Source organism: Mesorhizobium sp. CA7 (assembly GCF_020165015.1).
GTDB lineage: Bacteria > Pseudomonadota > Alphaproteobacteria > Rhizobiales > Rhizobiaceae > Mesorhizobium.
The window spans coordinates 1-18,159 of the sequence record NZ_JAIUHH010000017.1 but is presented as its reverse complement, the minus strand read 5'-3'; the positions used below and the strand labels follow the sequence as shown (position 1 = coordinate 18,159).

Sequence of the window (18,159 nt, the reverse complement as noted above, 5' to 3'; positions counted from 1 at the left end):
GCCCGATGCCCAGACGCCGCAGTAGCAGGAGCTCGCCGCTTGCGCGGCGGGCTCCCGCTCAATCACCGCTCACGCATGAGCGTGGGGATGACGCAAGTCCCAGACAGCCCAGGCCGATGCCGCGACCACCAGCACGCCGAGAACGACATGCGTGGCCATGACATACGTGTCAGCCGCGAAGTGTAGCAACCAGGGCGACACGATCAGCCAGAGCCCGAGGACGACGTTTACCCATTCTTCCCATTCGGCGAACACCGAAAGCGTCGCGAGCGCCAGCGCGCCGAGGAGAACGCCGACAATCCAGGCGTTCCACGCGGGGACCGTCGCTGCGGTGAATCCGATGACCCATGGTGAGATGAACAGGCAAATCGCCAGGATCAGGGTGATCCAGTCCTGACTCTTTCTTGCTTCCATCAGTTTGCTTGGCATGACAACCTCCATAGACGAAGCTTGACCAAAGCAACTGTATCCGCGTGGACATTGCACGCTTAGCGATTGATGTAATTACGTTTCTATCAGGCTGCAAGTGGCGGGCGGGCGGGCCCGAAACGCGCGTCGCCCGGCGTGGGATGGCAGAAATCCCGCCGCCTGCCGCTCAAACGCCGAAGTCGGCGTCGCCCTCTGCCCCGAGCTGCGGAACGACGATTGCCTCGAGCGGCGCGTCGAGCGTCCATTTCACGCTGCCGGGCGAGCGTTCGAGGCTTGAGGAACCGCTCAGCGACTGCGGCGCAACCCGCTGCAGCACCACAGTGCCAAAACCCTTGCGCTCACTCGTCTTCTGCTCAGCTCCAACGGCCGTCGCGCCGGATGTCTCGTGCCACAGAAGATGAAAGCGCCGCTGCGCTTGCGGGCCGGGCTCGACCTGCCAGGTGATTTCGATGCGGCCGCCTTCGCCCGCCAGCGCGCCATATTTGGATGAGTTGGTGCCCAACTCGTGGAAGGCCATGCCGAGATTCTGCACGGCGTTGGACTGCAGCGTCAGGAGCGGCCCGGAAAGCGAGATGCGCTCCTCATGGCCGAAAGGCTTCAGATGCTCCTGGATCAGGTCGAACAGGCTGGCGCCGGCCCATTCGGAGGTGACCAGGAGATCGTGCGAGCGCGACAGCGCCATGATGCGCGAACGGATCAGTTCCTCGAACTCGCCCGGATCGGTGGAGCGCTTGCTGGTTTCCCTGATCATCGACAGGATCACGGCGAACTGGTTCTTCACGCGGTGATTGACCTCGCGCATCAAGAGCCGGATGCGGCGCTCGCTTTCCTTGGCAGCGCTGATATCGCGGGCGATCGTCGAGGCGCCGATGATCTCGCCCGCATTGTTCTTGATCGGCGAAATCGTCAGTGAAACGGTGATCAGCGAGCCGTCCTTGCGCCTGCGCACCGTCTCAAAGCTCGGAATGCGCTCCCCCTTGCGAATGCGGCCGATGATCTCGGTTTCCTCGTCTTGCATATGCTCTGGGATCAGCATCAGGATCGACCGGCCGATGGCCTCTTCGGCGGTATGGCCGAACATGCGTTCGGCCGCGTGGTTCCAGTCGGTGATCACGCTGTCCAGAGTCTTGCCGACGATGGCGTCGTAGGAAGAATCGACGATCGCGGCCAAGCGCGCATCGGCGTTCGGATCGTGTCGGAACGGCCCCCCGGGATTGGTCATGGACGGTAATTAGGGCCGGCCGAGGTCAAGGCAATCTGCCGCGAGCGAGCGTGCATCTGCTCAGGGTTTCGAGTCGCTGGAGCCATCTGCGACCTTCCGATCCAGCGATATCACGCCGAAATCCTGCGACTTCGCGCCCAGGTCAGCGGTCAGAAACCCATCGGACGCCAGCCCACGGCGCAAAAGCTCGCGCACGGCGGCCGAGCGGCTTGGCATGCGTTTTTCGAAACGCCAGTTTTCTAACGCCGCCAATTCCTCGTCGGTCAGCATGATCTGCAACCTTTGCGGCCGTTCAAGCTCAACCACCTCCGCCTCCATCCGAGCCGAACACTGTGAGTTAGTATGTGCCTAACTGTGAGTAGAAATAGGAAATGGCCATAAGGCGTCAAGAGGGGATGATTTGCCGATCGGTAATGAAGCCAACGATGCTAAGGATGCGGTGAAATCACGTTTGATATACTTTGCTAACTGGCTGATTTATTTATTGTTTTTAAAATTTGTGTATTGCCAACCGCACTGCTCCAGCGCATGGTTGCAACAGAGGGATAGACCCCCGCGAAAGGAGGGTTTTCCAATGATGCGAGGATTTTCCAACCGGCTGCGCGACGACTCTCACTGCAAGGTCCAGCAGGCCCTGCGGATCGACGGGATCGTCAACATCATCCGGGTTGCGGAAGAAATCAGGCTCAAGAACCTCGCCGAGAACATCGCCCGCGAGGACATCGAAAGCCTGGTGATGCAAATCGCCCAACTTTACGGGGCGCCGATCGAGTTCGACGACCAGGCCTTGACGGCGCTCGACCTGCCGGCAGCCACGGGCCGCGACAACCGCAACGACCTCGAAAGGGCCCTGTGGGAGCACGCGCTGCCCGACGCGCGGCTCGATTTGCTGCAGCTAGACGAATAGCGGGGCGACGCCGGCAGCAGCCTAGTGCCCCCAACGCCGCTCAGTCCCTGGCGGCCAACTCGCCCAGAATCTCGAGCCCCGTCTCATACCGGTCCGGCGCAACGCCCGCCTGATGAGCTTGCCACAGATTGTCGCGCAGGTCGGCTATCTTAACCGGCAGGGCAAGCTCGTTTGAGGCGGCGCGGAAAATGAAACCCTCCTCGCTCTCGTCCATGCGCCTGGTCAGCGCATCGACCGCCGCCACCACCGGCAGGCCGAAGCCGGCGCCGTGCAGCCGCTCGAGACTCCAACCCTCGCCTTTCTCGACCACGTCATGCAGATAGGCAACCGTCTTTTCGTCCAGCGTTTCGACCGCATCGGCAACCCGTCTCAGATGTTCGATGTAGGGTCTGCCGGTCTTGTCTTTCTGACCCCGATGGGCCTGCTCGGCGATTTTGGCGGCTTGGTGAAGCATGGTCCTTCCGATCTCGTCACGATAAAGCCCGTCCCGGCGAGGGACGGCCGAGGCGGGCTTGCTCGGGTCGGAACCCGGTCCGGATGACGGGCCTTCGGGGAACTGCGCGCCATCCATGCATGCAAGAACCTCGGCACCGGCCTAATGTTCCAACGCTGCCGGATTTTTGAGGATGCGCCATCGCCAATCCGCGCCACCCGTTCCAGGCGGGATGCCAGCACCTGAGGCGCGTCGCTGAAACGAATTCAGACGACACGCTTTAAGTCTTTGTTTTGATGCCCGTCGTCCCAGAACCGCTGCGCATTCTGGGCGACATGCATTAAAAAGAAGCCCGGACCAGGAGCCGGGCAAGAGAGGTCTTGGGAACAGCGTTTGCTAATTTGGCGGTTCATTATGACGGCCAGATGAAGGCACATTCGTCCGTGTCGTTGTGCTCAGTGCCTGCCTCGACGCAGAAAGAGCTTTCGACAGGAACTTCGCGGTCGTGTTGCCGTTAGCCCTCCGTATCCAACAGGAGGTCCGGCCATGGACTGGAACCGCGTCGAAGGCAATTGGAAGCAGGTGAAGGGCAAGGTGAAGGAACAGTGGGGCAAGCTGACCGACGACGATCTCGATCGTATCGCCGGAAAGCGCGACCAGCTCGAAGGGGTAATCCAGGAACGCTACGGCCTGGAGAAGGATCGCGTGCGCCGCGACATCGACGACTGGTACAGGATGCAGAGCTGGTAACGGCCGGCTCCCCAAAACGAAGGGCGCTGCCTCGCGGCAGCGCCTTTGAGTAAGCCGGTCACCCGCGCGACGGCGGCGTATCCGTCTCGACCTGCAGGTCGGGCGGCATGAATGGCTCTGATGGGCTACATGGCCGAGTTCCGCCCGCGCCAATGGCGCGCTGGATTATCCGGATCGGCTTGCCTTCGCGAGGCCCCGGGCGCGCCGCCTTGCGCCGGTTCCAGAAAGGCGCCGCATCGGGAATCAGCCGCGGATCTCATGGTCCGCCGCCAGCGGGACGCCCCCGGATATCAAAATTGCAGAAACGCATGAAACATGCCGCCGCCTCGAAAGTTCCTACCGGAAGGAGTTGGCTCATGATCAACCGAGGCGACGGCGCCGAGCCCGGCGATGGCAAAGCGGCTCAACCAGCACAGGGCGATGTGGAATTGCTTGCCCGCCGCCTGGCAAAGGATACCGACATCTCGGAGGACGAAGCTCGCGAACTGATCAAGCTTATCGGCCCTGACTGGACTTCACTGGTGAGAGAGGCGAGGTTCCTCAAGGGACGGCACTGATCAAAGGCTTATCGAGATTTTCCCGCAGCCGGGGCGACCCATCTCAGGAAAGGGTGAACCCAGCCCGGCCGCCACGGCGCCGCTCACGCCGCGCCCCTATTTGGCGGCGGCCTTCTTCTTCACCTTCTTTACCGGCTCCTCCACCGGCTCCTGCGCAAGCCTGGCCTTGCGAAGACGCGCCGTTTTGGCAATCCTGGCCGCCGCCTCGCTGTCGATGATGGCGCGCGCGGTTTTTGTAGTGGCCTCGTTCTTGGCGTCGCCTTTCGGCTTGAACACATTCGTATCAGCCATGTGCTACCTCGCTATGCAAACGAAAAAGGCCGGGCGAACCCGACCTTCCCTCAAAGCCCCAGCGCCTGTGCCGGTACATCCGTGGTCAAAGGCGCCGACGCATGGCTTAGGCTGCCTGGAGGTTTTCCGCGGCGCTCTTGCCGCTGCGAGCGTCCTTGACGACGTCAAAGCTTACCTTCTGGCCTTCGACGAGAGAACGCATCCCTGCGCGCTCCACGGCGGAGATGTGAACGAACACGTCCGGCTGGCCGCCGCCCTGTTCGATGAAGCCAAAGCCCTTGGTGGCGTTGAAAAACTTCACGGTTCCAGTAGTCATACGATTTCCTTTCAAATCGACGCAAATTACCGCCGCTTGGCCGAATGCCAAACGTCACGGTTTTCGAAATTGAGAGGGAAGATCGTCGGGCGCAAAGGCCCTGAAACAACGTTCGTTCAACAAGATCGATGTGGCACATATAGCGTTTAAACTGACTCCCGGCAAGACAACCCCCGATATATTTATGCAGGACCCTTTTTCGGCACCCGACCGGATCCGCCCTCTGATGCGAAAGTGACGGTGACGGCGGAACCGACGTCATCGCCGCCAGTTACCCACCATCTTCGTTAGCTCTTGCTTATCTACGCAAAACACCTGTCCGAGCCTGTCGTACAGTCGCTCCGATTAATCCCTGGCCTCGGCTGCCATTGCGCTAGCGCTCGGCCGGGCATGGAAGAACCAAGGATGGCCGAAGTCGGTTCGCACATCGAGAGAGAACGAAGCAACACGTCGGCGAAGGGACCTTTGCAACGGTTCCTGCGTACGATCGGCCCCGGTTTTATCACCGGCGCATCCGACGACGATCCCTCCGGCATCGGAACTTACAGCCAGGCCGGCGCGCAGCTCGGTTTCAATATAGGCTGGAGCATGCTGTTCACGTTCCCGCTGATGGCGGCGATCCAGGAGATCGCCGCCCGCATCGGCCGCACCACCGGCAAAGGGATTTCCGGCAACCTCAGCAGACACTATCCCGCCTCGCTGCTCTGCGTCGTGGTGGTGCTGCTTTCCGTCGCCAACGTCATCAATATCGGTGCCGACCTCAGCGCCATGGCGGACGCGTTGGAGCTGCTCATCGGCGGGCCGAGCCCGCTCTATGTCATCGCATTCGCGATCGCCTGTATCTGCGCGATCGTCTTCATCGACTACACCCGCTACGTGAAAGTGCTCAAATGGACAACTTTGAGCCTCTTCGCCTACGTCATTGCCATGTTCGCCGCGAATGTAGCCTGGGCCGATGCGGCCAAAGGCTTGCTTGTTCCGCACATTCAATGGAGTGGCGCTTTCTTCACCACGCTGCTCGCGATCCTCGGCACGACCATCTCGCCTTATTTGTTCTTCTGGCAGGCCTCGCAGGAGGTCGAGGAGGAGGAACTCAAGCCAAGCGCCAAGCCGCTCCGATGGGCGCCGTGGCAAGCTTCCAGGGCATTCCGGCGGATACGCGCCGATACGCTGGTCGGAATGGCGTTTTCGAATTTGATAGGCGTCGCGATCATCTTCACCACGGCCGCCACGCTTCACAAGGCGGGGGTGACCGACATTGCTTCGTCCACCGACGCGGCCAAGGCTCTGGAGCCGGCCGCCGGAAAGTTCGCCTTCATCATTTTCTCGATGGGAATTATCGGCACCGGGCTTTTGGCTGTGCCGGTGCTGGCGGGGTCAGCGGCTTTCGCCGTCGGCGAAGCCCTGCACTGGACGGTGGGGCTGCAGCGCAAGCCGAAGGAAGCGTTGGCGTTTTACGTCACACTCGCCGCCGCGACCGCTCTTGGCACCGGGATCATGTTTACCCCGATCGACCCGATCAAGGCGCTTTACTGGAGCGCCGTCATCAACGGCATATGCGCCGTTCCCGTGCTGATCGTCATGATGCGAATGGCCGGCCGCAAGGACATCATGGGTGAATTCCCGGTTCAGGGTTGGCTGCGCGCGATGGGATGGCTAACGACAATCACAATGGCAGCCTCGTCGGTGGGCCTCATCGCGCAGTGGTTTGCGTGAATCCTGAGCAGGGGAAAGCGGCCTTTCAGATGCGACAGTCAGGCGATTCATGCGTCGGTCCGGCCAATTGCCTGGCCGCGGCGGTGCTTCGTCGCCGTCAATAACAATTGATGCTTTTAGCTGTGTCGCCGCATGTATTTCTTTCTGGAACAACTTTGGTCGGGCCGTGTTGGTGGTGATCCAACCGCACCAGGAGATTCAGAATGGCGACGACGAAAGCGGCCTCGAACAAGGGCCTCAACGAACTTTTCCATGACACGCTGAAGGATATCTATTTCGCCGAGAAGAAAATCCTGACGACGCTGCCCAAGATGGCGAAGGCGGCGCAGGACGACGCGCTGAAAATGGCCTTCGAGAAGCATCGCGACCAGACGGAGGAACATGTCGCCCGTCTCGAGGAAGTGTTCGAGGTGATCGATAAGAAACCGGCGGGCAAGACTTGTGCCGCCATCATAGGCATCACCGAGGAAGGTGCCGAGATCATGGACGAGTACAAGGGCTCGCCCTCGCTCGACGCCGGCCTGCTGGCTGCCGCCCAAGCCGTCGAGCATTACGAGATCTCTCGCTACGGCACGCTCAGGACCTGGGCGCAGGAACTCGGCCTGACGGAGGCCGTCACCTTGCTCGACAAGACGCTGAACGAAGAAAAGGAAACGGACGCCGCGCTTACCCAGCTTGCCGAATCCGCGGTCAACGTCGCGGCTGAAGCCGCATAGCGGACGATCCGCTGACGGCCGCCGAGCCCCGGCAGCTTGCCAGGGCTCTCTGCCACATTGCAGGTCTAATCGAACGACGGCGGCCGCTGCCCTCGCCACCAACGATCTTAGCTGTTTGTTGGACCGATAATTCGTCCTGGATGGCAGAATTGGCGCGCCGGTTCTTGCAGCGACCCCGGGCCTCTTGACGGTCAAGATCTACAAACCCATATCGCCGCTGAGCTTGGGCCGCTGTCGGCACCAAGCCGTTGCCTGAACTCAATTGTTCGTTCGATTGGAGGACGTTATGAACGATCGCATGTTCGACAGCCCTGTTTTCGTGAAGAGCGGAGACAGCCTCATCCAGGAAATCGCGTGCCTGGAAGATGCCCTGGAATTTCTCTACGCGTGGCCCAAGAACAGGCGCGGAACCATTTTTGAAACGGCACTTCGTGCCTGCCAGCGGGCATTCGACAGCGGCTATCCGCTGACTGCCGCCAGAGATGCTTTTAGCGGTTTCGCAAGGTCGGTCAAAATTCTCGAGGACGTGAGTATGCCCTTGCCATGGATGACCGGCAAAGGCGGCCGCGGCGGCGGACTGACTGTTTGAAAGTTTCGCGGTTATGGGAGTTCGCGATGCTTTCCAAACCTTTCGAGAAACCCCTTCGCGTTTGGGTCGGACTGGGCTTTCCCCGGCAACTGAACACCGTCGTCGATGCCTATCAGTTCGCGACCGACTGGTGCGGCAATAGCCCGGAGCAGAAAGCGGCTATCCGTGCCTGCAAGGCGGCTTTGGTCGGCGAAGTCGACGCGGAAACCGCGCGAGGCGTTTTCGCCGCATTCGCGCGCAAGAAGGATATCCTTGTCGAGGACGGACCAATCCCCCCCGCGATAGAAAAAGCTCGGCCGTCAGATTACCGATGAGGATCGGGGCGCGCCCCGCGACCGCTGTCGGGGCGCCTCACAGCGTGCCGCATGTGATCCGGTCCGCCCCTTGGCACTGGATCGTTGGCCTCGAATGAACGCCCACCAGTCGCGGGAATGATGGGCGTTCAAACAGTTGACGATGAAGGGACTCAAATATCCGTCAAACCGTCCCCCAACCACCAACGGCGGGCCAAGGTTTCACTGCTTGGACCAAAGCGGCGCTGCGTGCGACTTCAGTCCAAGTGAGTTATATGTCGCGGCCGGGCCAGCCTGCCTTCCCGGTTTCCAGTAAGTGCCTGATGCCGCCACCGTCTGGAGGAACATCGGCTAAATGGAACTTCGATCCTGATTGTCTGTTCATTGGAAGGCGGGCCAACATGACCAGATCGTCGCTTCATCTTCTCAAGGGTACAGGGTATCTGATTTCCACAGTGAGCGTGGCGCTGCTGGCGATCGTCAGTTGGGACAATGCCTCGAAAAGTCCGTTGCTGATTGCTTGTCTGCTCGGCGGAGCCGCTACCTCGGTTATCGGCATGTTCTGCCGCTGGCTGTCCTACGAAATCGAGAAACGGCAGGAAGAACGGCGGTAAGGCACGAGCCCGGCGACGAGGTCGTATCAGCCTGAGCGGCGCAAGACCCCCGTGACAAGTAGAGCGATCAGGCTGCCGAGGACAATCCATAGGACGATCCCGCCGCCGGATGCCCGACGCGCCGCCGCGCCGACACTTGCACCAGCGTCGGCCGGCATCGTCGTCCCCGGTTTGGCTACTTCTTCGGCATGGTGCAGCGCAGCCCGGTCGGTTGCATTCGCAACGACCGGCGCGAGGTCGCGCCGGCTGCCGCGCCGTACCGAATAGGTGCGGGTAATCTCGGCGCCGAAAAGAAAAATCTGTGCCGAATAATAGACCCAAACCAGCACCACCATCAGTGCGCCCGCCGCTCCGTAAGACGTCGCTATGGCGCTGGTGCCGATGTACCAGCCGATCAGCGACTTGCCGATGGTGAAGAGCAGCGCCGTGACCGCAGCGCCGATGCCGACATCGCGCCATTTGAGCGTGCGGTCCGGCAGGACCTTGTAGATCGCGGCGAAGAGCAGCGCGATCAATGCGAAGGAGACGACCGTGTTGATGCCGCTGACGATCAGCGTTCCAAACGGCAGGCTGCGGTTAATGACTTCGCCAAGCGCGGCGATTGCAGTGCTGGCTGCAAGCGACACCAGCAGCAGGAAGCCGAGCGCCGCCACAAGTCCGAGGCTCACCGCCCTCGCCCGCACCAGGCGCGAAAACGACACGCTGGTGGGCTTGACCTTCCAGATCTCGTTCAATGTCTGCTGCATCTCGCCGAAGACGCCGGACGCGGTGATCAAAAGCGTGACCAGCCCGATCAAGGCGGCCAAAGTACCGGACCCGCGCTGAGAGGCGGTCTCGACCGTTGCCTTGAGAAGATCAGCGCTCTGCGGTCCCATGACGCCCGATATCTGTGCCGAGAGCGCCAGTTGCGCGGCATCGTTGCCGATGACGAACCCGGCGATCGCGACCACGATCAGCAGGATCGGCGCCAGCGAGGTGGTGGCGTAGAAGGCCATCGCCGCGCCGTGGCTCAGCGCATTGTCGGCAATATAGCCGGAGACGCTTTCCTTGAGGATTGTCCAGCCTTCGTTGGCCCAGCGCGGCATCTTCTTCCTCTATTTTGGGCGTGGATCCTTGAGGTCGGCTCCGATGGTGGGGAATTCCCCTGCCCGGCGCCTCGCCACCGCTTCGGCCAGGGCTAGCGCGGCGTTGGTTACTTCAACCTGAACGTCCTTGTCAGCGTCGAGCTCGTCATGGCTGGTTGCATAGGGCTTCCAGTAGCCAATATAGCGGTCGAGTTCGGCAATCTCGCCGACGGGATCGAGCTTCATCGAACGCAGCCAGTCGGCAAGCGCATGCCGCACGTTCGCAGCGCCTTCCGTATCGCCATGAACGACAACCGAAAACAACCGGCCTTCGAGATGGCGGGGATAGCTCCAGCCAGCGAGTTCGGCTTGCTTGGCAAGCGCTGCATCCTTGCCCTGCGTCAAAGACGGATCGGGATTGCCACCGTCAGCGCAGACCAGCCGGTCCATCATCAACTTCACCGGCGAGGAGGTCTGGTACCAGTTGACGGGCGTGACGATCATCACGCCATGCGCCTCGACCCAAAGGGGATAAATGTCGTTCATCCAGTCGTGCGCCTGGCCGAGCGAATGGTTCGGATAGCACGAGCACGGCCAGTGGCAGAGCGCCGCCGCTGTCGAGAAGCAGGCCTTGCAAGGGTAGATCCTGCGGCCATATTCGGAAGCGAGCCGCGACAGATCGAGCACTTCAACGGAAAAGCCCGGCCTGCCGGCAATGGCGCGGCGCGCCAGTTCGACGAGACGAAAGCTTTTCGACATTTCGCCCGGGCAAGTATGCTCGCTGCGTGAGGAGCCGTTGATGATCAGGATGCGCGACGGTGCAGTTCTGTCCTCGTGGCGCCGTTGCGCGGCCTTGACCGCATCGTGAGCGGCGATCCATTCGACGGAGAGATCGTAGCTTGGGTCGTGAAAACCCTCCCCCGCTTTGCGGGTCACCGGACTTTTGCGTTCCTCGCTATAGGCCTGCCAAGCGATTTCGGCCAGCCTGCCTATGGCTTCGGCCTCCGGCTCGAAGGCCGGATCGTAGAACAGCTTCCTGTAGCGTTGCTTGAACTCGCTCTCGCCGAGACGCGGGCTGGGCATGCCCTTGCGCGGTTCGACCCCGCCACCGTTTGATTCCGTATCCACTGCCATGTACTGCCCCAAGCTCGGAGCGGGCCGGGTGGGACAAGAGCTCGACTGCCTTTTCGTTGGCCAGGGCGGGAAGCCGGAGAAACCAGCCCTGTTCTCTTTGCCACCAGGTCCGGCTGACGCGGCCCGCAAGTCACAATCCTGTGCCGGTGCAATGGTTCCCAATGGCACAGGCAGCCCAGCAGGATCGCCAAAAGCAGCGGTGAATTTGCAATGAGAAACAACGGGCCTATATTTAGCTGACTAAGCGATTCATGGCGCGGTGAACCGATGGCCAAGAAGAAGCACAGACGGCCGGCTTCCACTGTTTCGGCGGCTTCCGAGGCCGAGATCCTCGAAGCGGCTTACTTTGCCCGCAAATGCGGCCTCACGCGTGAGGAGGCATTGCAGATGATACGCGAGGCCCACAACTTGCCGGCCGCCAAGGCGACCGAGGGCGAGAAGCGCAAGCATTGAACCCTTGTTGTTGAAGACGGCCTCATTGGCCGGTCTGCGGCGGAATTTCGCCCGGCTTGATCACCGGCATGTCGCTGCCTGTCGGGGGCGGCGGCGTCGCGTTCTTGTCGCCGGTCGGCGGCGGCTTCAGCACGCCGCCGCAATTGCCGAGTTTTTTCGACAGCTCATCGGTGTCGGCCTGCTGCTTCTGTTTCTGCTGCTGGTCGTTGGCGTCGGGCTTGGCCTGGCAGTTCTGCGCCTGCTGGTCGTTCGGCTGGGCGGCATTCTGGGCCACCGCCGGCAGGGCCGGGATCAGGGTGACGACTGCAATGAGAAGCGCTTTCTTCATGAGATCCTCCTCATGGGTGTCAGTAACCCCCGATGATCGGCAGGATTTCGCCAGTTATGTAGCTCGAGCATTGCGGCGAGGCCAGGAACACGTAGGCCGGCGCGATCTCCTCCGGCTGGGCGGGCCGCTTCATCGGCGTCTTGGCGCCGAACTGCGAAACGTCTTCCGCTTGTTTTTCGGATGGGTTGAGCGGCGTCCAGACCGGACCCGGCGCCACCGCATTGACGCGGATGCCCTTCGAGATGAGGTTGCCGGAGAGAGCGCGGGTGAAGGCGTGAATGCCGCCCTTGGTCATCGAGTAGTCGACCAGTTCCTTCGAACCCTCGATGCCGGTGACCGAACCCGTGTTGATGATCGCCGAGCCCGGCTTCATGTGCGGCACAGCTTCCTGCGCCATGTGGAAATAGCCGTAGAGATTGGTCTTCAGCGTGGTGTCGAAATGCTCCTCGGTCAGATCGGCGAAATCGGTGGAGTGGATTTGAAAGGCAGCATTGTTGACCAGCACGTCGAGCTTGCCGAAGGCCTTGAGCGTCTCCGCCACCGCCTTGCGGCAGAAGGCGCGTTCGGCGACATCGCCGCGCAAGGTGATGCAGCGCCTGCCCTCCGCCTCGATCGCATGCTTAGTCGCCTCGGCATCGCGGTCCTCGCTGAGATAGGCGATGGCGACATCGGCACCCTCGCGTGCGAACAGCACGGCCACAGCGCGGCCGATGCCGGAATCGCCGCCGGTGATCAGCGCGACCTTGTCCTTGAGCTTGCCCGACCCTTGCCAGAAGGGCGCATCATAAAGCGGCGCGGGCTCGATCGCCCATTCCTCACCGGGCTTGGGATGATGCTGCCTGGGGAAAGGCGGCGTGGGGTATTTGCGCGCGCCGGCCTGCATGGCGCCCGGCGCTTCCGGCTTCGGCTTGCTGCGGTCCGTGGCATCGACCTTGCGCTGCACGCCGCGCTGCCTGTTCGCGGCCTTCGCCGTGTCTGTCTTCTTGGCGGTCGCTGATTTTCTGGCTGTGTCGGTTTTCGTTCGGCTGCTGGTCGGCATGGTCATCTCCTTTCGGAGGACAACGCATGCCAACGGAAAAGGTTGGCCCTTGGATCGCCGCACCTCGCCGAGATGCCTGCGCGTACATCAAAGTTAAATGCGGCCGCCCGGCCGCGGTGCTAACGCTTGGTCGCTGGGGGACTCTTCAGGAGGAGTCCACATGGACGTTCGAACTCTCATCGGCAGTCTCTCGGCCGCAATGCTGCGCCGGCGCGCCGCAGCGCCACCAGTCCCCGTCAGGGTGATCCGTGCTTCGCTGGCCGAAGTGCCGCTCAGGCCGCGCCCACGTCCGCCGCACCGCCCGGCGCCGCCGGCCCGGCCCGCGAGCAATATGTAGCCTCGGATTTGCAGCCTCGGACCATCCGGCCGGATGCAACCGACTGCCGAAGTCATCGTTTACTGCCATCCGCAATTTTTACGGTGAAACATGAAATCCATGCGTACGAACAGCCCGCTTTTTGTCCTCGCCGCCGCCATGATCACGGCCGCGCCCTTTGTCGGTCTTGCTTGGCGCACGCGCGAATGGCTCGGATGGTGAAGGACCGATGAGCCGTTTCCTGCCCCTCACGATACGCTTCGTCAGCGGTGGCACGATGGTGGTTACCACCGTCGCCGAGGCCAAGAAGGCGCTTGGAGGCGCATGGAAGAACAAGGAGGCGCCGGCCTATCTCGAGGCGGCCCGGCTGGTGGACGACGCGATCGCCGGCACCTGCCGTCCGGCAATCGCCTTTGCCGCCTTCAAGAAGGTCGCCGCGCAGCAGGGCCTGCTGAGGCCTGCCCAGCCGAGTGCCGCGCTTACCATGCTGGACGAGCTGTGGTCGCGATCCAAGACCCCGCGCAGCTAGATGCCTATCTCGGCTCGCGGGTCATGCTGAGATAGGTTGGGTCGAATTCGGCGATCGCAATCAGCCGCTCCCAGTCAAGGATCGTGATCATATGGTTCGTCCAGCTGACCACGTTCATGCGGCGCAGCGTGCCGATGACCCGGTTCATATGGACGACGGAGAGGCCGAGCACGTCGGCGAGCTCGGCCTGCGACAGCGGCAGATGGAAGGTCATCTCGCGCGTCTTTTTCACCACCTGCAGCCTGACGAACAGCTCGCATATCAAATGCGCGAGATGAGAGGTCTTGGAGCGGCGCCCCATGGCCACGATCCATTCGCGATGGATGGCGCCGTCGACCAGCGTGTCCAGCCACAACAGCCGGGTAAGGTGCGGCGCCTGCTCGGTAATCGTCTTGAGCTTGCTATGCTCCGCTGCGGCGACATGGCAGGGAGATAGCGCGACGATGCCATGGTCCATCGTCTTCAGCAAAAAAGCATGAAGGTCGACGAAATCGCCCGCGACCTGCAGCGAGGTGAACTGGCGGCCGCCATGCTCCAACACCTTGTAGCGGGCGGCAAACCCGTCGATGATGAGCGTGCTGTAGATCGGCCGCGTGCCTTCCGTGACGATATCCTCGCCGGCGGCGACGTATCTTTCGAGCGACATGGCGCCGGCGAGGAGCGCCTTCTCTTCCTCTGACAGGACGTCATGCTGGCCGAGGTTGAGGTAAAGCGATTCCAGCATCCGCGGTTCTCCATGGGCAACAGCTAACGCCGCAGGGCTGGGCCGGTTGCAGTCGGCCGCGCATCAAGGGCCGGCGCGCCGCGGATTTCCCTGAGGATCAACCGCTTGGAACCATGATCGGGGCCAGGGATTGAACTTGCCAAACGCCCGGAGTGCTTCACCGATGGAACGCTATTATTTCGACCTCCATAACGCCGAGCATGGCCAGATTGACGACCACGGGCAGCTTTTTGCCGACCGCGAGCGTGCCCGTCTTGAGGCGTTGCGCATCCTGCACGACATTGCCCGCGACGAGGCGCCCGGGACCGAACAGTTGAAGATCACCGTGAAGCTGCGCACCGAGAAGGAGCAGATATTCGAGGCGTCGCTGACGCTGGACTCGGCCTGGAAGTGAGGCCTTTGCCATCAGCATCGCATCCCGCCGGAGCCAAGCATGTTCGCCGATTTTGACACATTGGAAGTAGACACCGGCGAGGCGCGTATCTTCGTCCGCTATGGCGGCAGCGGGCCCGGCCTGCTCCTGCTGCACGGCTTTCCCGAAACGCATGCGATGTGGCGCGACATTGCGCCCAGCCTGGCGCGGGATTTCAGCGTCGTCTGTGCCGATCTGCGCGGTTATGGGCAAAGCTCCTGCCCGCCATCGGCTGCCGACCATGCGCCCTACGGCAAGCGCGCCATGGCCGCCGACATGGCGGCGCTCATGGAGGACCTCGGCTTCCAACGTTTCCTGGTCGCCGGCCATGATCGCGGCGGGCGCGTCGCCTACCGGCTGGCGCTCGATCATCCGGAGCGCGTCGAGAAGCTCGCCGTGCTCGACATCGTCCCTACCGCCGAGGTCTGGGACCGGGCCGATGGCAGGCTGGCGCTAAGTTTTTGGCCGTGGTCGCTGCTGGCGCAGCCCGAGCCGCTGCCGGAGACGATATTGGCGGCGACGGCCGAAGCAATCGTCGACAATGCGCTTTCTGGCTGGGGATCCGCCGCCGACGCGTTCCCGCCCGGCGTACGGCAGGCTTATGTCGATGCGCTGCGCGATCCGGCGCATATCCACGCCATCTGCGAAGAGTATCGCGCGGCGGCTTCGCTCGACCGGCTGCACGACCATGCGGACCGCGAGGCCGGCCGGCGTATATCCTGCCCCGTGCTGGCGCTGTGGAGCGAGCATGGCGCGCTGGCCGAATGGTATCGGGACGAAGACGGACCGCTGGGCATATGGCGGAACTGGGCCGACGACGCCAGCGGCGGGGCGATGCCCGGCGGCCATTTCTTTCCGGAGGAATCGCCGATCGAAACGGCGGCCACGCTCGACGCCTTCTTTTCCGGAAGATAGAGACGATCCTTTCCGGCAGATGGCGCCGGCCGGCCAAGCGGCCGGTCGGCCTGGCTCACCTCAGCATCAGCCAGAGCAACGGCAGGGCCGCCAGGCCGATCGCCATTGTGATGAGCGCGGCATGGCCGAGACGCTCTGCGCGCCTGGCAATATCGGCGACCTCGTCCTCGTCATTGATGATGTCGAGGAACGAAAGATCGGCAAGGGTGGTACGCTGGTTGTCATTGGCAGGCAGGCTTTCGGCATTCTGCCGAGCGGGCTTTGCAGAGATATAGGTCAAAACGTCGTCTCGCTCCGAAGTCGGCTGCGCGGCCTTCTGTTTATGGATAACGGTGCCCGCCGGAATTGCGCGGGGCTGACCGGCGGGCACCATGATAGCCGGCGATGGAGGGGGCTTTCTCGTCGGCCGCTCACCAATTCGCAAAAAGAGATTTGGTTGCACAAGCCAGCCCAATGCGCTGGCCGGATCGGACTTCAGTCTGACGAGTCACAAAATGTTTCGACCGGAACATCGATCGCCGGCGCCTGTTGCCCTTACTCAGGGATGTTGGACGCGTCCTTGAATTCACCCTCAAGAAAAATCCGAATCAACGGAGAATTCGATATGCCCAATCAAGGCGGAACCCACGAACAGCACGTCAAGGCCGGCCAGCAGAGCCACAAGAACCGCGAAGACCAGCATCGCGGCAGCGGGCAGCAGCAGGCCGAGGATCGCAACATGGGTCAGCGGAGCGCCGGCCAGCACCGAGGTGGCAGCGGCAACTTCGCCGAAGACCGCCAGCGCGCCTCCGAGGCCGGCCGTAAAGGCGGTCAGCGCTGAATTCAAATGGCGTCCGTGTCCTTCACGGACGCCATTTCATCTGCCCGCGGGATCTCCCCCGCGATGGAACTTCTGCCCCGCCCTCCAGTTCCTCTTCAGTCGGTTGCCCAGGCTGCCGCCGCAGGATGTTTGAACGGAGGCATCAATGTCGCTGCAAACGCTTCATCCCGAACAGGTCGATGAGACCCGCATGCAAGCCTACTCGACCTTCGGTCCGTTGCTGATCCAAGCTCTGGCGCAGAAACTTGGGCACTGCCAGGGCATGCGCGAGTTGGACAAGCTCGAACAATCGCTTGTTCGCCTGGTCGAGGAGACCGACGTCGCCGCCCCGCACGGCGAGGAGATGAAGGAATTCGCCGTCGAACTCGTCGTGTCGACGCTGCGCAATGTGCGCGAGCATCCCGACGCCAAGCAAGATCTGGAAGAGATCGACGGACGTCGCGCCGAAGGCCGTTCGGAAGACCCGGATACGCTGGAGGAGCAGTTGCAGTCCGGCCTTGAGGACTCCTTTCCGGCAAGCGATCCGCCGGCCGTGGTCTCGACCGCGATCACCGGCGGCTCGAAGGACATCGTCGGCACCGACGAGGTGCTGCGCCGCAAGAAGGAAGCGCGCCGCAGGCACTCCCAGACAGCGAACTGATACGGCGGAAATCGAAGGAGGCCTGCGATGATCCAGGCGAACGACAATATACCGAACCGGCCGGGCGCCGCCGATGCGACGGCGACCGGCAATTTGCCGACCAAGGGCGGCGACGATCCCGACGTGCGCTTCCTGGCGGAGAACACCGATCTGTCGCCAAAGCAGGCGCGCGAACTGATCCGGGAGCACGGGCACGACCGCGACAAACTCTTGAAGATCGCACGGACCATGAAAGCGGAAGGCTGACGGTTCTCCAAGGACGGAGGGCAAACGGCCTTCTCGAAAGCGAGGTTAAGATGAGCAATTCACCCAATACCGGACGTCCCGGAACCTCCGATCAATGGCCGCGCTGGGAAGGCCCGAAAGCCAACAAGCCGCGCGGCTATCTGCCGGCCAAGGATGATCCCGACGAGGATCGCGACGCGGCCGACGAGAACAACAAGGATCCGGAACGGGCCGACCTCGGCGATGTCGCCAAGAAAAAGGGTTCCTGAGACTCACATTCACTCAGCGCAACAAGGAGCAGGACAATGCCACGTGGAGATAAATCGAAATACACCGACAAGCAGGAACGCAAGGCCGACCATATCGCCGAAGGCTACGAGAAGCGCGGCGTGTCCGAGAAAGAAGCCGAGCGCCGCGCCTGGGCGACGGTCAACAAGGACGACGCCGGCGGCAAGAAGGCAGGGGGCTCCGGCCGCGGCAAGCATACCGGTCATCCGGCGGCGCATAAGGGCGGGAAGGCTGGCGGCAAGGCGTCGGGCGAGCGATCGGCGGCCGCGCGCTCCGCTTCCGCGAAGAAGGCAGCGGCCACGCGCAAGCGCAACGCGGAGCACCACGCCCACCATTGAGGACTTTGCCTTCTCCCTTCTTGTGGGCCTGTTGCGTAATTGGCTGGTTGTGATTCTCTGAGAGGAAGCTCGGAGGGAATCGCGATGGCTGTGAAGCAGAC

General features: G+C 62.2%; 29 protein-coding genes. 17 read left to right on the top strand and 12 right to left on the bottom strand.

Going from position 1 to position 18,159, the window contains the following annotated elements; all coding sequences use genetic code 11:
* Window positions 1–69 precede the first annotated feature (69 nt).
* The 3 genes from LB552_RS23630 to LB552_RS23620 form a co-directional block, all read right to left on the bottom strand.
* Window positions 70–429 (bottom strand): SPW repeat protein, encoded by a 360-nt coding sequence (locus LB552_RS23630; protein ID WP_224610582.1) that lies wholly within the window; start codon window positions 427–429, stop codon window positions 70–72.
* A gap of 166 nt (window positions 430–595) precedes the next feature.
* A complete protein-coding gene (locus tag LB552_RS23625; RefSeq protein WP_224610581.1) occupies window positions 596–1,651 on the bottom strand; it encodes a PAS domain S-box protein in 1,056 nt (351 codons plus the stop codon).
* A 60-nt stretch (window positions 1,652–1,711) separates the two neighbouring features.
* Window positions 1,712–1,957 carry a hypothetical protein gene (locus tag LB552_RS23620; RefSeq protein ID WP_095768404.1) on the bottom strand — a complete coding sequence of 82 codons (246 nt, stop codon included), beginning with the start codon at window positions 1,955–1,957 and terminating at the stop codon, window positions 1,712–1,714.
* Window positions 1,958–2,051: 94 nt separating this feature from the next.
* On the opposite strand from LB552_RS23620, the gene LB552_RS23615 reads away from it, so the two are divergent.
* Entirely contained in the window at window positions 2,052–2,558 is a 507-nt protein-coding gene (locus LB552_RS23615; protein ID WP_224610580.1) for a hypothetical protein, read from the top strand.
* A gap of 40 nt (window positions 2,559–2,598) precedes the next feature.
* Here LB552_RS23615 and LB552_RS23610 read toward each other — a convergent pair whose 3' ends face one another.
* The gene (locus LB552_RS23610) at window positions 2,599–3,012 is read right to left on the bottom strand and encodes an HD domain-containing protein (RefSeq protein ID WP_224544640.1); all 414 of its coding nucleotides are present in this window, start codon (window positions 3,010–3,012) and stop codon (window positions 2,599–2,601) included.
* A gap of 525 nt (window positions 3,013–3,537) precedes the next feature.
* Here LB552_RS23610 and LB552_RS23605 point away from each other — a divergent pair.
* Together LB552_RS23605 and LB552_RS23600 are read left to right on the top strand one after the other, a co-directional pair.
* Window positions 3,538–3,741, top strand: a complete 204-nt coding sequence (locus LB552_RS23605) for a CsbD family protein (RefSeq protein ID WP_224530904.1) — start codon at window positions 3,538–3,540, stop codon at window positions 3,739–3,741.
* A gap of 308 nt (window positions 3,742–4,049) precedes the next feature.
* Window positions 4,050–4,298 (top strand): hypothetical protein, encoded by a 249-nt coding sequence (locus LB552_RS23600; protein ID WP_224610579.1) that lies wholly within the window; start codon window positions 4,050–4,052, stop codon window positions 4,296–4,298.
* Between the two features lie 96 nt (window positions 4,299–4,394).
* Here LB552_RS23600 and LB552_RS23595 read toward each other — a convergent pair whose 3' ends face one another.
* Together LB552_RS23595 and LB552_RS23590 are read right to left on the bottom strand one after the other, a co-directional pair.
* Window positions 4,395–4,589: a hypothetical protein gene (locus LB552_RS23595; protein WP_095768400.1), complete on the bottom strand. Its 195-nt coding sequence runs from the start codon at window positions 4,587–4,589 to the stop codon at window positions 4,395–4,397.
* A gap of 106 nt (window positions 4,590–4,695) precedes the next feature.
* Entirely contained in the window at window positions 4,696–4,905 is a 210-nt protein-coding gene (locus LB552_RS23590) for a cold-shock protein (RefSeq protein WP_095768399.1), read from the bottom strand.
* Between the two features lie 405 nt (window positions 4,906–5,310).
* Here LB552_RS23590 and LB552_RS23585 point away from each other — a divergent pair, with 405 nt between their 5' ends.
* The 5 genes from LB552_RS23585 (at window position 5,311) to LB552_RS23565 (ending at window position 8,833) form a co-directional block, all read left to right on the top strand.
* The gene (locus LB552_RS23585) at window positions 5,311–6,621 is read left to right on the top strand and encodes an Nramp family divalent metal transporter (protein WP_224610578.1); all 1,311 of its coding nucleotides are present in this window, start codon (window positions 5,311–5,313) and stop codon (window positions 6,619–6,621) included.
* 203 nt (window positions 6,622–6,824) lie between these two features.
* A complete protein-coding gene (locus tag LB552_RS23580; RefSeq protein WP_224530884.1) occupies window positions 6,825–7,337 on the top strand; it encodes a ferritin-like domain-containing protein in 513 nt (170 codons plus the stop codon).
* Between the two features lie 286 nt (window positions 7,338–7,623).
* Window positions 7,624–7,926 carry a DUF982 domain-containing protein gene (locus LB552_RS23575; protein ID WP_140840699.1) on the top strand — a complete coding sequence of 101 codons (303 nt, stop codon included), beginning with the start codon at window positions 7,624–7,626 and terminating at the stop codon, window positions 7,924–7,926.
* A complete protein-coding gene (locus LB552_RS23570) occupies window positions 7,923–8,240 on the top strand; it encodes a DUF982 domain-containing protein (RefSeq protein WP_224610576.1) in 318 nt (105 codons plus the stop codon). The genes LB552_RS23575 and LB552_RS23570 overlap by 4 nt, the downstream gene beginning before the upstream one ends.
* Window positions 8,241–8,620: 380 nt before the next feature.
* Window positions 8,621–8,833, top strand: coding sequence for a hypothetical protein (locus LB552_RS23565; RefSeq protein ID WP_224610575.1), 213 nt, complete (start codon window positions 8,621–8,623; stop codon window positions 8,831–8,833).
* 26 nt (window positions 8,834–8,859) lie between these two features.
* On the opposite strand, the gene LB552_RS23560 is transcribed toward LB552_RS23565, so the two are convergent.
* Together LB552_RS23560 and LB552_RS23555 are read right to left on the bottom strand one after the other, a co-directional pair.
* Window positions 8,860–9,918, bottom strand: a complete 1,059-nt coding sequence (locus LB552_RS23560) for a YihY/virulence factor BrkB family protein (RefSeq protein ID WP_224610574.1) — start codon at window positions 9,916–9,918, stop codon at window positions 8,860–8,862.
* A gap of 9 nt (window positions 9,919–9,927) precedes the next feature.
* Window positions 9,928–11,031, bottom strand: coding sequence for a flavodoxin family protein (locus LB552_RS23555; RefSeq protein WP_224610573.1), 1,104 nt, complete (start codon window positions 11,029–11,031; stop codon window positions 9,928–9,930).
* Between the two features lie 267 nt (window positions 11,032–11,298).
* Between LB552_RS23555 and LB552_RS23550 the strand changes: the two genes are divergently transcribed.
* The gene (locus LB552_RS23550; RefSeq protein WP_095768392.1) at window positions 11,299–11,484 is read left to right on the top strand and encodes a hypothetical protein; all 186 of its coding nucleotides are present in this window, start codon (window positions 11,299–11,301) and stop codon (window positions 11,482–11,484) included.
* Window positions 11,485–11,506: 22 nt separating this feature from the next.
* On the opposite strand, the gene LB552_RS23545 is transcribed toward LB552_RS23550, so the two are convergent.
* Together LB552_RS23545 and LB552_RS23540 are read right to left on the bottom strand one after the other, a co-directional pair.
* Window positions 11,507–11,812 carry a hypothetical protein gene (locus tag LB552_RS23545; RefSeq protein ID WP_095768391.1) on the bottom strand — a complete coding sequence of 102 codons (306 nt, stop codon included), beginning with the start codon at window positions 11,810–11,812 and terminating at the stop codon, window positions 11,507–11,509.
* 19 nt (window positions 11,813–11,831) lie between these two features.
* Entirely contained in the window at window positions 11,832–12,851 is a 1,020-nt protein-coding gene (locus tag LB552_RS23540; RefSeq protein WP_224601438.1) for an SDR family oxidoreductase, read from the bottom strand.
* A 545-nt stretch (window positions 12,852–13,396) separates the two neighbouring features.
* On the opposite strand from LB552_RS23540, the gene LB552_RS23535 reads away from it, so the two are divergent.
* On the top strand, window positions 13,397–13,696 hold the full coding sequence (locus LB552_RS23535) for a DUF982 domain-containing protein (RefSeq protein WP_095768390.1): 300 nt from the start codon (window positions 13,397–13,399) through the stop codon (window positions 13,694–13,696).
* Between the two features lie 4 nt (window positions 13,697–13,700).
* Here LB552_RS23535 and LB552_RS23530 read toward each other — a convergent pair whose 3' ends face one another.
* Entirely contained in the window at window positions 13,701–14,420 is a 720-nt protein-coding gene (locus LB552_RS23530; protein ID WP_224610572.1) for a Crp/Fnr family transcriptional regulator, read from the bottom strand.
* Window positions 14,421–14,583: 163 nt separating this feature from the next.
* Here LB552_RS23530 and LB552_RS23525 point away from each other — a divergent pair, with 163 nt between their 5' ends.
* Window positions 14,584–14,814 (top strand): DUF6894 family protein, encoded by a 231-nt coding sequence (locus LB552_RS23525; protein ID WP_095768388.1) that lies wholly within the window; start codon window positions 14,584–14,586, stop codon window positions 14,812–14,814.
* 39 nt (window positions 14,815–14,853) lie between these two features.
* Window positions 14,854–15,747 (top strand): alpha/beta fold hydrolase, encoded by an 894-nt coding sequence (locus LB552_RS23520; protein WP_224610571.1) that lies wholly within the window; start codon window positions 14,854–14,856, stop codon window positions 15,745–15,747.
* Between the two features lie 55 nt (window positions 15,748–15,802).
* On the opposite strand, the gene LB552_RS23515 is transcribed toward LB552_RS23520, so the two are convergent.
* The gene (locus tag LB552_RS23515) at window positions 15,803–16,027 is read right to left on the bottom strand and encodes a hypothetical protein (protein ID WP_224610570.1); all 225 of its coding nucleotides are present in this window, start codon (window positions 16,025–16,027) and stop codon (window positions 15,803–15,805) included.
* A gap of 324 nt (window positions 16,028–16,351) precedes the next feature.
* Here LB552_RS23515 and LB552_RS29930 point away from each other — a divergent pair, with 324 nt between their 5' ends.
* The 5 genes from LB552_RS29930 (at window position 16,352) to LB552_RS23490 (ending at window position 18,058) form a co-directional block, all read left to right on the top strand.
* Window positions 16,352–16,567: a KGG domain-containing protein gene (locus LB552_RS29930; protein WP_095768385.1), complete on the top strand. Its 216-nt coding sequence runs from the start codon at window positions 16,352–16,354 to the stop codon at window positions 16,565–16,567.
* A 145-nt stretch (window positions 16,568–16,712) separates the two neighbouring features.
* Window positions 16,713–17,207: a hypothetical protein gene (locus LB552_RS23505; protein ID WP_140840685.1), complete on the top strand. Its 495-nt coding sequence runs from the start codon at window positions 16,713–16,715 to the stop codon at window positions 17,205–17,207.
* A 27-nt stretch (window positions 17,208–17,234) separates the two neighbouring features.
* Window positions 17,235–17,453, top strand: a complete 219-nt coding sequence (locus tag LB552_RS23500) for a hypothetical protein (RefSeq protein WP_224610683.1) — start codon at window positions 17,235–17,237, stop codon at window positions 17,451–17,453.
* Window positions 17,454–17,503: 50 nt separating this feature from the next.
* Entirely contained in the window at window positions 17,504–17,701 is a 198-nt protein-coding gene (locus tag LB552_RS23495) for a hypothetical protein (RefSeq protein ID WP_140543043.1), read from the top strand.
* Between the two features lie 36 nt (window positions 17,702–17,737).
* Window positions 17,738–18,058 carry a plasmid stabilization protein gene (locus tag LB552_RS23490; RefSeq protein ID WP_095768382.1) on the top strand — a complete coding sequence of 107 codons (321 nt, stop codon included), beginning with the start codon at window positions 17,738–17,740 and terminating at the stop codon, window positions 18,056–18,058.
* Window positions 18,059–18,159 lie beyond the last annotated feature (101 nt).